We start from the raw sequence: 14830 nt of genomic DNA, 5'->3' as shown, positions 1-14830 counted from the left end.
AACCAACTATGCCATACAAGCGGCGGCCGCGGAAACGCTGGCACCGTCCCTAGCGGCGGATATCGCCGATTTCGCGGATGATGCCGAAGCGGTGCATGGTCACGGAGACGGCCTGCTCCAGCAGGTACGGCAGCAGCTCGCGGCGGCCATCGGCCAGGACCGGCTGGTCGAGGACGACCGAGTTGGACTTGACCGCGGCCTCCTGAACCGACTGCTCCACTGCGCCGAGGGCGCGGATGCGGGCCGAGGACATCTCGGCGACCTCGTTGGCGAACTCCTCGGTGCTGGCGGTGCGGGCGCGGAAGCCCATGTCGCGCAGGTCCGCGGCGATATTCGCCGGGGCGGAGATGTCGATCGGGGTGCCGGTGATGGCGGTGGCCAGCAGCTGGCGGGCGACGTCGCGGACCTTGTAGCCCTCGCCGACGCGGACGGACAGGGCCGACAGCAGCGGGCGGTAGCGGAAGATATTGGCCTCCGAAATCAGGGCCGTGCGGTCGTGGTTGCGACCGAACTCTTCCTGCCAGGCCAGTTGATCCAGCTCCGCGGCGCGCCACAGCCAGGCGGCGTCGCCCTCGTCTAGGACGGAGTCCAGGCGGTCGGTCCACTGGCGCAGCTCGCCGGCGATGTTGGCCTTGATGTCCACGTCGCGGGCGCGCAGCTCGCCGTCCTCCCAGGTGCCCATCTGCGGCACGTAGTTCGGGCCGCCGGCCTTGGCGCCTGGGCCCATGACGGACTTCTTCCAGCCGCCGAAGGACTGGCGCTGGACGATGGCGCCGGTGATGCCTCGGTTGACGTAGGCGTTGCCGACCTCGACGTGGTCGATCCAGTAGTCGATCTCCTCGTCATCCAGGGAGTGGATACCGCCGGTGAGGCCGTAGCCGGTGGAGTTCTGCCACTCGATGGCCTCCTCCAGGGTCTCGGCGTGCATGATGCCCAGCACCGGGCCGAAGCACTCGTTGAGGTGGTACCAGGAGCCCGGCTGGACGCCGTCGCGGATGCCCGGGGACCACAGGGTGCCTTCCTCGTTGAGCTTCTCCGGCTTGATGAGCCACTTCTCGCCCGGTTCCAGCTGGGTCAGGCCGCGGAAGAGCTTCTCGCTCGGCGGCTCAGCCAGGCCGTTCATGGTGGTCTTGACCTCGTAGCCCGGGCCCGGGATCAGTGTGCGCACGGAGTCCAGCAGCTGGTTGCGCAGGCGCTCCGAGGTGCCGGCGGCGCCGACGAAGATGACCAGGGAGGCCGCGGAGCACTTCTGGCCGGAGTGGCCGAAGGCGGACAGGTACAGGTCCTGGATGGCCAGGTCCGGGTCGGCGGCCGGGGTGATAATCAGCGCGTTCTTGCCGGAGGTCTCCGCCATCAGGTTCATCTCCGGGCGCCAGGAGCGGAAGAGCGCGCCGGTGTCGGAAGCGCCCGTCAGGATGACGGCGTCGACGTCCTCGTGGGAGATGAGCGTCTTGCCCGCGTCGCTTTCATCGGTGTAGACCAGCTGGACCAGGTCGGTGTCCAGGCCGTGCTCCTTCAGACCGGCGTGGATGGCCTCCACGGCGACCTGGGCACAGTGGACCACCTGCGGGGCCGGCTTGATGATGACGGTCGAGCCCGCGGCCAGGGAGGACAGCACGCCGCCGACCGGGATGGCCACGGGGAAGTTCCACGGCGGGGTCACCACGGTCACGCGGTTCGGGGTGAACTTAGAGCGGGCCTCGTCCAGCAGGCGCGCGGAGTGCGCGTAGTAGGTGGCGAAGTCGATCGCCTCGGAGACCTCCGGGTCAGACTGGGTTACGGTCTTGTTGGCCTCGTGAGCCATGACGCTGACCAGGCGGCCGCGGTAATCGGCCAGGCGATCGCCGATGGTCTCCAGGACCTCAGCGCGCTCGTGACCGGTCTTCGAACCCCAGTTATCGGCCAGGGTCTTAGCCTTGGCCACGGCGGTTTCCACCTCGGCCGGATCGGTGACCTGGGTAACGGTGTGCTCGCCCGGGTCGGTGTCCAGCCACTTCAGGGCCCACTCGCGGTTGGCCCGCAGTGCCGGGTCGGTGTCCGGCTCGTTGACAAAGCGACCGGTGACCGGGGCCTGGCGGCCCTGGCCTTCCTCCGCGTTGCGGTCCTGCTGGCGGCGGGGGCCGGCGAAGGTATCCCAGCGGTCTTCCACGGCGCGGCGGAAGCGGGCCTCCTGATCCTGCAGCGGGGTCAGGTGATCGCTGCGGGCCTCGTCCGGGGCGAACAGCGCGTAGAGGAAGTTCTGCGGGGCGGAGTTCTCCTCCAGGCGGCGGACCAGGTAGGACACGGCGACGTCGAAGTCTTCCATGTGCACGACCGGGGTGTAGAGGATCTGGCGGCCGCCGAAGACCTTGCGGACGGCCTCCTGCTGCGCCGGGGACATGCCTTGCAGCATCTCGGAGTCCATCATGTCCATGACCCCGCGCTTCTTGCCCAGCTCCGCGGCCAGGGCGGCGGTGTAGAGGTTGTGGGTGGCCACGCCAATCCGCACGGAATCAGCGAACTCTTCGCGCAGGATATAGTCCAGCAGGCGGAAGTAGTTGGCGTCGACCTCCGGCTTGGTGATGTAGGGGGCGACCGGCCAGCCGTGGACCTCGCCCTGGACGTGCTCCATGGACAGGTTGGCGCCCTTGACCAGGCGGATCTTGATCTTGGCGCCGCCTTCGGCCACGCGCTGCTTGGCGAAGTCGGCCAGCTCCTGTAGGGCGGCGAAGGTGTCTGGCAGGTAGGCCTGCAGAACGATGCCGGCCTCCAGCTCCTTGAATTCCGGCTCGCTGAGCAGTTCCTTGAACAGACGGATGGTCAGGTGGAGGTCGTGGTATTCCTCCATGTCCAGGTTGATGAAGACGTTGGGGCTGCGCTTGGCGGCCTCCTCGTAGAGGGGGCGGAGGCGCTCCTTGAGGCGCTCGACGGAGCCGTCGATGTCCCACGGGTTAAGCTGGGCCACGATGGAAGACGCCTTCACGGACACGTAGGTCACGCGTGGGTTGCGGATTAGAACCAGGGTGCGCTCGGCGCGGGAGCGGGCCTCGTCTTCACCGAGGACGGCCTCGCCCAGCAGGTTCAGGTTGAGCTGCTCGCCGGACTCGGCGGCCTTGTCCAGGGTCTTGTTCAGGGCGTCGGACTCAGCGTCGACGACCAGGTGACCGACCATCTGACGCATGCGCATGCGGGCCAGCGGCATCACGAGGTTCGGCAGGATCGGTCCGAAGAAACCGCCCAGGCCGATCAGGGAGGCGTTGATCTTGCCCAGGAAGGCCGGATCGAAGTTTTCGTTAATCTTCTTCAGCGCGTGGGCTGCGACCTTGTCGTCTTCCGGGCGCATAACGCGGTCGACGAAGTCCATGGTGAACTTGACGCCGTCGGTGTCGCGCAGCAGGTCCGCGAGCTGCTCGGTGGCCTGGTCTTTCTCGTTAGCACTAGCGGCGAGCCAGGTGCGGGCCTGGCGGACGGCGGATTCGACGATGGCTTCGACGTCGTCGGATTCGGGCAAACGGGTGTTGGCAGGAGAAGTCATTGTGGTTCTACCTCTGTGTGCGGTGAGACCCGGGCCGGTGATGGTGGCCCGCTGCGGCTATCCCCAGCTGGCGTGCGGGTTAGTCGAGCGTCCCGGGGTGTTACCCGGGCCGGGTGGAAATGGAAAGTGTTATTTAACGCTTCCGCCGCGTCGAACGCCGCCCCAACAGGGGTGGGGCAGAAGTCTCTGGCGGGGAAGCAGCCATACGCTTGCCGTGCACGCGGGTGCGCGTGCCGCAGGTTGGACCAATCTTTGTGGCGGAGTGTGCCGGCTGTCTATACGGGAGGCCGGTCACTCGCGCGGCGGATCCGCGCCAGAAAGACGTTCAACGCTCACCTTCCTTACCTGGCTCGAGGACAAAGAGATAGAACTAGGTCTGGAGTTAGCACTCAGGCACTAGAGCTAAGACCAAGACTCGTGGTTGCGGACGCCCCGGGCGGAACGACCGTTATGTTGTGCAGCCACCCTACCCCCCTTGTGACCTAAGCTACGACAAGCGGGTGGGTGTAATACTGCTTGCTATTGCGGTCATTATAAGAAACCCACACAACTGACGCTAGTGTGTAGGCAAAAATGCCTAATGGGGGTAGGAAGGCTGATTTGTTTCCGCAGGAAGTCCCGACCTAGGGGGTAGGACGGGGTGGGCAGTCACTACTGGCCGTAGCCGGCCTTGAGTGCCTTAATAGCCAGATCTAGGCGCGACTTGGCCTGGAATTCGGCCAGCAGGTAAGAGATGTATTTTTTAATCGTGCCGTCGGCATAGCCCGTCGATGCCGCGATCTCCGCGTTCGACTGCCCCTCGCACAGCAGCTCCAACACCCGCAGCTGCGCCGGGGGAATATCGTGGCTATCCAACGCGGCCGTCGGGCGCATAGTGGTGGTGTTCTGGAGCTCCGGCAGGTGCTCGACCAAGCGGGTCAGTGACTGTGGCGTGACCACCGTGCCGCCCTTGACGGCTTCGCGCACCGTTTCCAAAATATAGGCGGGCTTCGAGCTCTTCAGGATATAAGCGGCTGCCTTATGGGACATGACATCCAAGAGGGTGTCGTCATTGTCCATCGCGGTCATCGCGATAAAGACCGGGGGATTGTCCATCTCCCCGACCTCGCGCAGCAGTGTCGTGCCGTCCATTTCCGGCATGTGAATATCTGCCACGATGACGTCAAAATCTTGCTCCCCGAGCAGAGCAAGGGCGGCTTTTCCATTTTCGGCGGTAGCGCCCACCTTCATGTCGTCCGCGCTAGCGAAGTAGTGTCCTAACGCTTCGAGTACCAGCGGGTCGTCGTCGACGACCAGGAGGTTAATTACCGGCCCGGGCAAAACGGGGACGGGCAGCCGAAGGCCTTCTCAGCGGCGGACTCGTACGGGGCGACGGTAACCGGTGCGTCCTGGGAGCTAAGGGCGGGGGCGCCGCCGATCAGCTGGGAAGAAAGGAGCAGCGGGGCGAGGAAACCTGCGAGAGCGTTCATTAGGGGTCCTTTCCAGGGAGAGTTCTAGAGAGTGGTTGAGATGATAACAAGCGTTAGCATAACTTAGCTCAATGATATTCGCCAAGGTTATGTGAGATTACCGACGTGTATAGCTATGTGGTGGAAGAGATAACGTGACCTCCCAGTTGCCGTCGTTTTCCGTGCTGGCGAGCTTGGCGTCGATGGTGGTGGCGATCCGGTGCATGGAGGCTTGGCCGATGCCCGAGGACATGGAATTGTCGGCCACCCGGGAAGCCGCAATCGGGTTGGAAATGGTCAGGCTAATCCATCCCAGATAGGGCCGGACGGTCAGGCTAATTCCCGCGCTGGGCGGGGAGTACTTGACGGCGTTGATGCAGGCCTCGTTGACGATGGCGGCGACCGCGTCGAGAACGTCCTGGCTGAAGCTGGGATCGAAATCATCTAGCAAGACCGTCGTCTTGGGCTGGCGGTTCAGCTTTTGGAGCCGGGCGGCTTCTTCGGTCAGCAGCTTCGCGAAAGTGCTGGGTTTCTTGCCGGTCTTGTCGCCGATGCCGAGCACCGACTGGGGATCGTCGTTGGCGCTGCGCAGGACGCTGGTCAAAGCGCGGATCTCGGACATCGTCGAGCGCATGGAGTCGCTGAGCTCATCGAGGCGCTCGGCCAGCTTGGGATCCTTGGCGTACTCCAGGCTCAGGGCCTCCAGCTGCATGGTGTTGACCGTCATGCTGGACACGGCCGAATTATGCAGCATCTCGGCGAGATCGTTTTGCCGCCTGTGCACGTCGCGGTCCCATTCCACCATGGCTGATTTGTAGCGTCGCGCCGAGTGCCCGTAGGCGCTGCCGATGACGACGCCCAGGCTGACGTACATGCCCCAGGTCGCGGCGGTGGGGAGGTTGACGGTGGTTTGGTCTGAGACCGGATCGATGAGGCCGGCTACCCACAACGTCAGGGCGACGCCCGCGGTGAGCCACACGCGCCCGTGGTAGGCCACGATGGCGGCCAAGGCCGGAACGATAAAGATACAGCTGAGGTAGGTGTTGTGAGTGCTGAGCGAGGCGGTCATCCAGATAATGAGGTAGAACACCGACATCGCCAGTGGGTAGCGGTAGGCCCCCACGGTCGCGCAGCTCAGCGCGATTCCCAACACTACGGAGACCAACTGGAGCTCCGGCGGCTCCATGGCCGCTCCGAGCAGGGTGAGTAGTAGGCAGAAGGCGCCCACGACGATGGCGGCCCGTTCCAGCGTCATGACGGATCGGAGCTTGCGCAGGGCAGGCAGGGGTCGTAGTGCTGACATGCGGACTCCTTTGGCGAGCGGAACGAGGTGCGGTCTTGATGAAAGTTCTGTATTCAACGTTAGTCCGTAAGCGATCGTCCGAGCTAGGCGGAGTCGGAGTGGTGGAATCAGGAAGGTGGACGTGGTGCGGTGCGGCAGGTGGCATCGTTAGCGCTGTGGTGCTGGCGCCGGTGTTGTGTGATGCCACGGGCTGGAGATAGAGGAACCCCCGCCGTCCGAGTTTTGTCCCATGCGGTGCTCTTTTTGGGAGCGACGCGAACTCGGGCGGCGGGGGAAGTTCAGTGAAAGAGTCTTGTGCCTCTATTTAGTGGAGGTTAAAGGCTTACTTGGAAGCAGCCTCGGCGGACTCGGCAGCCTCAGAAGCGGAGTCCTCGGAGGAGGACAGGCCCTCGAAAGCGGAGGACAGGCCCTCGCCCTCGGTGCCCTCGGAGGAGCTGTCGATCAGGTCGGAGATGCCCTTGATGAGCTGCTCGAAGTCGATAGCGGAGCTGAGGTCGGTCAGGAAGTCGAACATAATAGTTCCTTTCGGTGTAGAAGAATCTGAATCTCTCGCGTAGGAGCAGCCCGGGGTGGTCGAAAACCAGCCAGTCCCGTTGCTGTTGCGACCGTTCCCGGCTGCTGTGCTTTACAGTCTGCCGACTTTTGAGCCTCTTGCCTATCCTCTTTCGGATACCTGTTGGAGGTAACTTTCGGACACCATCGCGGAACCGAAGGTGGACGATGTGCTCTGAGCTGGATAAACAGGGATATTTTAAAGAGTTGAGTCGAGCGGGAACAACTTTGAGGGTTGGTGCGTTGTGTAGATTGAGTGGCCAGCACTCAGGTTTGGAACAACTTGGAGCAAACTTCTGTTAGAGTGGCTGACGTGCTCATCAGAAGTTGAGCCACAGGCAATCAACTTAAGAGAAACAAACACTTAGAAGGAGAAAAGACTATGGGACGCGCAGTAGGTATTGACCTTGGTACCACTAACTCGGTGGTTTCCGTGCTGGAAGGCGGCGAGGCTACCGTTATCGCTAACTCGGAAGGCTCCCGCACCACCCCGTCCGTCGTGGCATTCGCCAAGAACGGGGAAATCCTGGTCGGCCAGTCCGCCAAGAACCAGGCGGTGACCAACGTCGACCGCACCATCCGCTCCGTCAAGCGCCACATCGGCACCGACTGGACCGTCGACATTGATGACAAGAAGTACACCCCGCAGGAGATCTCTGCCCGCACGCTGATGAAGCTGAAGCGCGACGCGGAGTCCTACCTGGGTGAGGATGTCACCGACGCGGTCATCACCGTGCCGGCTTACTTCGAGGACGCGCAGCGCCAGGCCACCAAGGAAGCCGGCCAGATTGCAGGTCTGAACGTCCTGCGTATTGTCAACGAGCCGACCGCCGCCGCACTGGCTTACGGCCTGGAGAAGGGCGAGCAGGAGCAGACCATCCTGGTCTTCGACCTGGGTGGCGGCACCTTCGACGTCTCTCTGCTAGAAATCGGCGATGGCGTCGTCGAGGTCATGGCCACCGCCGGCGATAACTCGCTGGGTGGCGACGACTGGGACCAGCGCATCGTCGACTGGCTGGTTGAGAAGTTCAAGAGCGCCCAAGGCATTGACCTGACCAAGGATAAGATGGCTCTGCAGCGTCTGCGCGAGGCCGCGGAGAAGGCCAAGATTGAGCTGTCCGCCTCCCAGCAGGCCAACATCAACCTGCCGTACATCACGGTGGATGCTGACAAGAACCCGCTGTTCCTGGATGAGACCCTGACCCGCACCGAGTTCCAGAAGATTACCCAGGATCTACTGGACCGCACCAAGGCTCCGTTCAATCAGGTCATTAAGGACGCCGACATGTCCGTCGGCGATATCGACCACGTCGTCCTGGTTGGTGGCTCCACCCGTATGCCGGCCGTGTCCGAACTGGTCAAGGAACTGACCGGCCGCGAGCCGAACAAGGGCGTTAACCCGGACGAGGTCGTCGCCGTGGGCGCTGCCCTGCAGGCCGGCGTCCTGCGCGGCGAAGTCAAGGACGTCCTCCTGCTGGACGTCACCCCGCTGTCCCTGGGCATTGAGACCAAGGGTGGCGTGATGACCAAGCTCATCGAGCGCAACACCACCATCCCGACCAAGAAGTCCGAGACCTTTACCACCGCGGAAGACAACCAGCCTTCCGTCCAGATCCAGGTCTTCCAGGGCGAGCGTGAGATGGCTTCCGCCAACAAGCTGCTGGGGTCCTTCGAGCTGGGCGGCATCGCTCCGGCACCGCGCGGCGTTCCGCAGATTGAGGTCACCTTCGACATCGACGCCAACGGCATCGTCTCCGTGTCCGCAAAGGACAAGGGCACCGGCAAGGAAAACACCATCAAGATCCAGGATGGTTCCGGCCTGTCCCAGGAGGAGATTGACCGCATGGTCAAGGACGCCGAGCAGCACGCCGAAGAGGACAAGAAGCGCCGCGAGGAGCAGGAGACCCGCAACAACGCGGAATCCACTTCCTACCAGACCCGCAAGTTCCTGGACGAGAACTCCGACAAGGTCTCCGAAGAGTCCAAGACCAAGGTGACCGAGGCCGCCGATGCCGTCGACGAGGCCCTCAAGGGCGACGACATCGAGGCTATTAAGTCCGCCGTGGAGAAGCTGTCCACCGTCTCCCAGGAGATGGGCAAGGAGATCTACGAGGCACAGGCTTCCGAGGCCGGCCAGGAAGGCCAGGCCGGGGACGCTGGCGCCCAGGGAGATCCGAACGTCGTCGACGCTGAGGTCGTGGACGAGGACACCGACAACACCGACAACAAGGATGGCGACAAGTAATGACTCAGTTCAACGGAATGCCGGATAACCCCGGCGACCCGGACAACACCGATCCGGAGGCTACCTCGGCGGACCGTGCTGAGGAAGCTGCCGCCGAGGCTGCCGATGCCCAGTCGGCCGCAGGCGCGGAAGCCCAGGCCGACGCGGAGGCGGACGCCGCCGAAGAGGCCGTGCTAGATCCCACGCTCGAGGCAGATGTCGACGAGGCCCTGGCCGACGTCGAGGGCGACGTCGACCCCGAGGCGGCCGGCGAGCCGAACCTCGAGGCACAGCTGGCCGAGCGCACCGAGGACCTCCAGCGTCTGAACGCGGAGTACACCAACTACCGCCGCCGGACCGAGCGCGAGCGCCAGGGTGTTATTGACAACGCCAAGGCGCAGGTCATCGCACAGCTGCTGCCCATCCTCGACGACCTCGAGCTGGCCCGCCAGCACGGGGACTTGGAGGACGGACCGCTCAAGTCTATGGCCGACAAGCTCAACAACGTGCTGCAGGGCCAGAAGCTCGCCGCCTTCGGCGAAGAGGGCGACGCCTTCGACCCAGAGATCCACGAGGCAGTGCAGGATCTCTCCAGTGGCGATGAGAAGGTACTGGGCACCGTGCTGCGACGCGGCTACCGCGTCGACGACCGGCTGGTGCGCAACGCGATGGTTATCATCGCCGACCCCAGTGATTCGTCCGCATCCACGGATGAGGTGGACGGCGGCGCGGACTCGCACGGGTCCGAGCAGAGCTAGTTCCTAATGGTGGCGCCGGGGGAGGTTATCCTCGGCGCCCCTTTTTATTTAGTCTTAGATAAAGTTTTTAGTAACCATATAGCGAGGATGAGAAACACTATTTCACCTCGAAAGGAGGAGATGCCCAGTGAGCGCTAAACCAGAATGGGCAGACAAAGATTATTACGCGGATCTGGGGGTCTCCTCGTCCGCGAGCGCTAGCGAGATTAAGCACGCTTACCGCAAGCTAGCCCGGGAAAACCACCCGGACGCCAACCCGGACAACCCGGAGGCGCTGGAGAAGTTTAAGAAAGCCGCCGAGGCGTACGACGTCCTTTCCGACGAGAAAGAACGCAAGGAGTACGACGACTTTAAGGCCATGCTGCGCAGGGGCGGCGGTTTTGGCCGGGCAGGAGGCGCCGGATTTCCCGGCGGGTTTCGCCAAACGCACGGAGCGCAAGACTTCGACCTCTCCGACCTCTTCGGGAACGCTGGACAAACTGGAAGCGGTGGTTTTGGGGATATCTTCAGTGGCGTTTTCAACCGCGGCGGTGGTGCTGGCCACGCAGCTCGGCCGACGCGCGGGGCGGACGTCGAAACGGAAATAACCCTCGAGTTCCGCGAGGCCGCCAAGGGCAGTACCATCCCGCTGCAGTTGAGCGGCGAGGCCCCGTGTACCACCTGCCACGGATCGGGGTCGAAGACGGGGCACACCACCACCTGCACGCAGTGCAACGGTACCGGTTTTAGCTCGGAAAACCGCGGGAGCTTCGGGTTCTCTGCGCCCTGCCAGAACTGCGGAAGCACCGGGCAGACCGTCACCGATCCGTGTCAGACCTGCAATGGCACCGGTACCGTTCACCGCACCCGCTCTATCACCGTGCGCATCCCGGCGGGCGTCATCGACGGTCAGAAGGTGCGCCTGGCGGGCCAGGGCGAGGCCGGCCCCAACGGCACCCCGGCCGGCGACCTGTTCGTATCCGTGCACGTGAAACCCGATGCGGTCTTTAGCCGCAAGGGCGACGACCTGGAAATCACCGTGCCGGTCTCCTTCGCGGAACTAGCGTTGGGCGACACCATAACGGTGCCGACCCTAGATAGTCCGGTGCGCGTCAAGGTCCCGGCGGGCACGCCGGACGGCCGGACGCTGCGCGTGCGCAACCGCGGCATCCCGACCCGGGGCGGCAAGGCCGGCGACCTGCTGGTCATCGTCCAAGTGAAGGTGCCGAACAACCTGGACGCGGCCGCCTCGAGCGCGCTGCGTTCCTACGCCCAGGCGGAGAAGGACTCCGGGTTCAATCCCCGCGCCGGATGGGCCGGGGATACCACGCGGAACTAGGGGTGAATAGCTATGAACGAGTTTTCTAGCATGTACGTTATCTCCGTAGCCGCGGAACTGTCCGGTATGCACGCCCAGACGCTGCGTACCTACGACCGTTTGGGGCTGGTCACCCCGGCCCGCACGAGTGGCGGCGGTCGTCGCTACTCGGACCGGGATATCTCGATGCTGCGCAAGATCCAGAACCTCTCCCAAGAAGACGGGGTCAACCTGGCCGGCATCAAGGCGATCATCGAGCTCACCGAGGAGCGCGACAAGCTGGCCGCCGAGCGCGACGACTTGGAAAACGAGGTCGCGCAGCTGCGCGCCGAATTACAAAAGCGCAGCAGCCAGCCGCAGCGCGGAGAGTTAGTCCACGTGCCGCGCTCGACCTCCGTGGTCATGTGGTCCCCGCGCCGCGGTGGCAAGCACCGCCCGGCATAGGCGTTTTTAGCCCCGTTTAGGTCGTGCCGTCTGCGGTATGCGGTGTGTACGGCCGGGGCAATCCCTGTTCCCCGACTTCGGTATGCGGTGTGCACGGCCGCGTCAATCCCTGTTCCCCGACTGCGGGGCAGGGATTTTGTTTCTTTCAACTGGTGGTTCGGCAGGGGAAAAGAATATCCCTAGCGGTCGGCGGGCCAACTGGATATGATGGCGTGCAAGATTTCGTGACTGGGCTCACTAACGCCGGCTCAGTGCGAAAGGCTTCACATAAACCACTTTCGATGCCGACTAACAGTTGAAGGACTTCACACCATGACGCAGTACGCAAACCCCGGCACCCTGGACGCAATCGTTAACTTCCGCGAGCGCTACGAGAACTACATCGGCGGGCAGTGGGTCCCGCCGGTCGACGGCGAGTACCTGGACAACATCACCCCCGTGACCGGCGAGGTCTTCTGTCAGGTCGCCCGCGGCAAAGAAGCCGATATCAACCTGGCTATCGATGCCGCCGAGAAGGCCTTCAAGACCTGGGGCAAGACCTCCCCAGCCGAGCGCTCCCTGGTCTTGCTGCGCATCGCGGATCGCATTGAGGAAAACCTGGAGAAGATCGCCGTCGCCGAGACCTGGGAAAACGGCAAGGCTGTGCGGGAGACCCTGGCCGCGGATATCCCGCTGGCTGTGGACCACTTCCGCTACTTCGCCGGCGCCATCCGCGCCCAAGAGGGCGGCATCTCCCAGCTGGACGAAGACACCGTGGCCTACCACTTTCACGAGCCGCTCGGCGTCGTGGGCCAGATTATCCCGTGGAACTTCCCGCTCCTGATGGCCGCGTGGAAGATCGCCCCGGCCCTGGCTGCCGGCAACTGCATTGTCCTCAAGCCCGCCGAGCAGACTCCGGCCTCCATCCTCCTGCTCCTCGACCTCATCGGAGACATCCTGCCGGCAGGCGTGCTCAACGTGGTCAACGGCCTGGGAGACGAGGCTGGCGCTGCGCTGTCGGGCTCCGACCGGATCGTCAAGATCGCGTTTACCGGCTCCACCCCGGTCGGCAAGATCATCAACAAGACCGCCGCGGACAAGGTCATCCCGGTCACCCTAGAGCTGGGCGGCAAGTCCCCGTCGATCTTCTTTCCAGACATCATGGACGAGGACGACTCCTACCTGGAAAAGTGCGTCGAGGGCTTCGTCATGTTCGCGCTGAACCAGGGTGAGGTCTGTACCTGCCCGTCGCGCGCTCTGGTCCACGAAGACATCGCGGACAAGTTCCTGGAGCTGGCTATCGAGCGCGTGAAGAAGATCAAGATCGGCCACCCGCTCGACACTGAGACCATGATGGGCGCGCAGGCCTCCCAGGAGCAGATGGACAAGATCACCGAGTACCTGAAGATCGGCCCGGACGAAGGCGCCGAGACCCTTATCGGCGGTAACGTCAACCAGCTCGACGGCCTGGAAAACGGCTACTACATCGAGCCGACCGTCTTCAAGGGCACCAACGACATGCGCATCTTCCAGGAGGAGATCTTCGGCCCGGTGCTGTCCGTGGCGACTTTCAAGGACTTCGACGAAGCCATCCAGATCGCCAACGACACCAACTTCGGCCTGGGCTCCGGCGTGTGGTCGCGCAGCCACAACATCTGCTACCGCGCCGGCCGCGCCATCCAGGCTGGTCGCGTGTGGATTAACCAGTACCATAACTACCCGGCGCACGCCGCCTTCGGCGGTTACAAGGAGTCTGGCTTGGGCCGCGAGAACCACCTGATGATGCTGGATCACTACCAGGAGACCAAGAACATGCTCGTGTCCTACTCCGAGAAACCGACTGGCCTGTTCTAACCTCCTGCCTTCCCACGGGCTATGTCGCCGAGGTGTGAAAAGAACCGCGGATCCGAGAAATACGAACCGTGATCGCCGTAAACCGGGTCGGGCCAGGGACTCGCCCCGAAACCACGGCTGGTGGGATCGGGGCCGTGAATCCCGCCCCACGGTGAGGCGACCGCGTCGATCGGATCCCCTTTCGCTGTTAGCGCATGTACCTGCGGGTCGTCACCGTGCAGGCGATAGTCCCGCGCGCTTTCGGCCACCGCGCCGGGGCTGCCCAGCAGGACCAGGTCGTCCGCCGCCAGGCCTTCCGGCTGGGTGGCGGCGGAGCCGGCGACGACGCTGCCGTAGGAGTAGCCGACCACCGTTTGCCGCGCCTCCGGGTAGCGCTGCCGCAACGAGCGCTGGAAGCGGGACAGGTCCCTGCCGGCGCGCTGGGCGGGTTCTGCGTGAACCCCGTGCGCGAGGCCGGGCGGGGCGGCGTAACCGGCCCAGGCGATGGCCGGCCCGCCCGTGGCCTGGGCTATCTGCCGCGTCCTGTCGATGGTGCGCTGCCACTTCTCCGGCTCGGCCGAGCCCACCCCTTCGATGAAGGTGGTGATGCTGGCCGGCTCGGTTGCTACCGGCTCCCCGGGCGGTGGGACGATTGCCACCATCCGGCCTTCCGAGACCTCCAGCAGCCGGATATCCGAGTTAGCCCGGGCCAGCTCTTGGACGAATTCGGAGGAGGTTACCAGGTTGAGCTCATGTATGGCATCGACGCCCAAGTCCTCGAAATCACCCAGCCACTTTGGCGGTTCCGGCAGCGTGCCCGTGCACAGCGCGTCGATGCTGCGTGCGCACGCCCAGTCCAGCCCGTCGCCGATGCCGCGCAGGGCAATTAATAGCGGCGTCGCTGCGGCCCCGCCTAGCGCCAGGACGGCGCGGCCTTCCAGGTCTTCTAGGCGGGCGTGGAGCTCCGCGTAAGTGTGCAGGAGTCCGGCGGCCAGCCGCATCTGCTGCGCTTCGGGATCGAGCTGCCGGGCGTAGTGCTGCAGGTTTCGGCTGGCCACCAGCGGTGCTTCGCCACTTAGGCCGGACCACAATAGCGCAGCCCCATCATGGGTAAGGCGTTCCGAGCGCTTGCTCAATGTCCCGCTGGCCGTGTCCAGGGCCCCGGCGGCGCGGCGGAGAGCGAGCGAGGTCGTCATCGGTGCTGCCCACCTTCGAAGGCGGAGGCTAGGATCTCATCGATGCCTGCCGCGTGGTCGAGGAAGCGGGAGAGGTCGGTCAATTGTTCCTGGCGGCGCGCCTCCCATCCGGCGGTGCGGGCGTTCCAGACGGCGTGTGCGCGGTGGAGCGCCGCCGCCGTCCGGGCGCCGTAGCGCCCCAGCGGCGGGAAGGTCTCTTGCGCCGGGTAAGGGTAGGTGGCGGATAGTTGTCGGCGGACTAGTTCACGGGCAGAGCTACTAATAGTTAACTGGTTCATGCCT

General features: G+C 64.0%; 12 protein-coding genes. 5 read left to right on the top strand and 7 right to left on the bottom strand.

Translation table 11 applies throughout. From position 1 onward, the window contains the following. Nucleotides 1–49: 49 nt before the first annotated feature. From HMPREF3067_RS03835 to HMPREF3067_RS03820, 5 genes are all read right to left on the bottom strand, one after another. Nucleotides 50–3514 carry a proline dehydrogenase family protein gene (locus HMPREF3067_RS03835; RefSeq protein ID WP_070768412.1) on the bottom strand — a complete coding sequence of 1155 codons (3465 nt, stop codon included), beginning with the start codon at nt 3512–3514 and terminating at the stop codon, nt 50–52. A 651-nt stretch (nt 3515–4165) separates the two neighbouring features. Beyond that, nucleotides 4166–4834, bottom strand: coding sequence for a response regulator transcription factor (locus HMPREF3067_RS03830; protein ID WP_246819229.1), 669 nt, complete (start codon nt 4832–4834; stop codon nt 4166–4168). Beyond that, nucleotides 4819–4983 carry a hypothetical protein gene (locus HMPREF3067_RS11330; protein WP_168166941.1) on the bottom strand — a complete coding sequence of 55 codons (165 nt, stop codon included), beginning with the start codon at nt 4981–4983 and terminating at the stop codon, nt 4819–4821. The genes HMPREF3067_RS03830 and HMPREF3067_RS11330 overlap by 16 nt, the downstream gene beginning before the upstream one ends. Nucleotides 4984–5080: 97 nt before the next feature. Beyond that, a complete protein-coding gene (locus HMPREF3067_RS03825) occupies nt 5081–6265 on the bottom strand; it encodes a sensor histidine kinase (RefSeq protein ID WP_246819228.1) in 1185 nt (394 codons plus the stop codon). A gap of 322 nt (nt 6266–6587) precedes the next feature. Next, nucleotides 6588–6779, bottom strand: a complete 192-nt coding sequence (locus HMPREF3067_RS03820; protein ID WP_070768409.1) for a hypothetical protein — start codon at nt 6777–6779, stop codon at nt 6588–6590. 420 nt (nt 6780–7199) lie between these two features. On the opposite strand from HMPREF3067_RS03820, the gene dnaK reads away from it, so the two are divergent. The 5 genes from dnaK (at nt 7200) to HMPREF3067_RS03795 (ending at nt 13373) form a co-directional block, all read left to right on the top strand. After that, nucleotides 7200–9062 (top strand): molecular chaperone DnaK, encoded by a 1863-nt coding sequence (gene dnaK, locus HMPREF3067_RS03815; protein ID WP_070768408.1) that lies wholly within the window; start codon nt 7200–7202, stop codon nt 9060–9062. Beyond that, on the top strand, nt 9062–9799 hold the full coding sequence (gene grpE / locus HMPREF3067_RS03810) for a nucleotide exchange factor GrpE (protein ID WP_070768407.1): 738 nt from the start codon (nt 9062–9064) through the stop codon (nt 9797–9799). Before dnaK ends, grpE begins: the two co-directional genes overlap by 1 nt. Nucleotides 9800–9926: 127 nt before the next feature. Further along, nucleotides 9927–11117, top strand: coding sequence for a molecular chaperone DnaJ (gene dnaJ / locus HMPREF3067_RS03805; protein ID WP_070768406.1), 1191 nt, complete (start codon nt 9927–9929; stop codon nt 11115–11117). A gap of 12 nt (nt 11118–11129) precedes the next feature. After that, nucleotides 11130–11540, top strand: a complete 411-nt coding sequence (locus HMPREF3067_RS03800; protein ID WP_070768405.1) for a heat shock protein transcriptional repressor HspR — start codon at nt 11130–11132, stop codon at nt 11538–11540. Between the two features lie 312 nt (nt 11541–11852). Further along, on the top strand, nt 11853–13373 hold the full coding sequence (locus tag HMPREF3067_RS03795; protein ID WP_070768404.1) for an acetaldehyde dehydrogenase ExaC: 1521 nt from the start codon (nt 11853–11855) through the stop codon (nt 13371–13373). Here the strand turns inward: HMPREF3067_RS03795 and HMPREF3067_RS03790 are convergent. Both HMPREF3067_RS03790 and HMPREF3067_RS03785 read right to left on the bottom strand, forming a co-directional pair. Then, entirely contained in the window at nt 13370–14548 is a 1179-nt protein-coding gene (locus HMPREF3067_RS03790; RefSeq protein ID WP_070768403.1) for an alpha/beta hydrolase, read from the bottom strand. The two genes, HMPREF3067_RS03795 and HMPREF3067_RS03790, sit on opposite strands and share 4 nt — an antisense overlap. After that, nucleotides 14545–14826: a hypothetical protein gene (locus tag HMPREF3067_RS03785; RefSeq protein WP_070768402.1), complete on the bottom strand. Its 282-nt coding sequence runs from the start codon at nt 14824–14826 to the stop codon at nt 14545–14547. The genes HMPREF3067_RS03790 and HMPREF3067_RS03785 overlap by 4 nt, the downstream gene beginning before the upstream one ends. Nucleotides 14827–14830 lie beyond the last annotated feature (4 nt).

The sequence above is a fragment of the Corynebacterium sp. HMSC04H06 genome, from assembly GCF_001815935.1.
In the GTDB taxonomy this organism is placed as follows: Bacteria; Actinomycetota; Actinomycetes; order Mycobacteriales; family Mycobacteriaceae; genus Corynebacterium.
Note: the sequence above shows the minus strand (reverse complement) of the source record. Positions and strands in the feature narration are given on the sequence as shown.

Coding starts and splice junctions, on each gene's coding strand:
- HMPREF3067_RS03835 (WP_070768412.1), bottom strand. CDS start 3,514: ATGACTTCTCCTGCCAACACCCGTTTGCCCGAATCCGACGACGTCGAA.
- HMPREF3067_RS11330 (WP_168166941.1), bottom strand. CDS start 4,983: ATGAACGCTCTCGCAGGTTTCCTCGCCCCGCTGCTCCTTTCTTCCCAG.
- HMPREF3067_RS03825 (WP_246819228.1), bottom strand. CDS start 6,265: ATGTCAGCACTACGACCCCTGCCTGCCCTGCGCAAGCTCCGATCCGTC.
- HMPREF3067_RS03820 (WP_070768409.1), bottom strand. CDS start 6,779: ATGTTCGACTTCCTGACCGACCTCAGCTCCGCTATCGACTTCGAGCAG.
- dnaK (WP_070768408.1), top strand. CDS start 7,200: ATGGGACGCGCAGTAGGTATTGACCTTGGTACCACTAACTCGGTGGTT.
- grpE (WP_070768407.1), top strand. CDS start 9,062: ATGACTCAGTTCAACGGAATGCCGGATAACCCCGGCGACCCGGACAAC.
- HMPREF3067_RS03800 (WP_070768405.1), top strand. CDS start 11,130: ATGAACGAGTTTTCTAGCATGTACGTTATCTCCGTAGCCGCGGAACTG.
- HMPREF3067_RS03795 (WP_070768404.1), top strand. CDS start 11,853: ATGACGCAGTACGCAAACCCCGGCACCCTGGACGCAATCGTTAACTTC.
- HMPREF3067_RS03790 (WP_070768403.1), bottom strand. CDS start 14,548: ATGACGACCTCGCTCGCTCTCCGCCGCGCCGCCGGGGCCCTGGACACG.
- HMPREF3067_RS03785 (WP_070768402.1), bottom strand. CDS start 14,826: ATGAACCAGTTAACTATTAGTAGCTCTGCCCGTGAACTAGTCCGCCGA.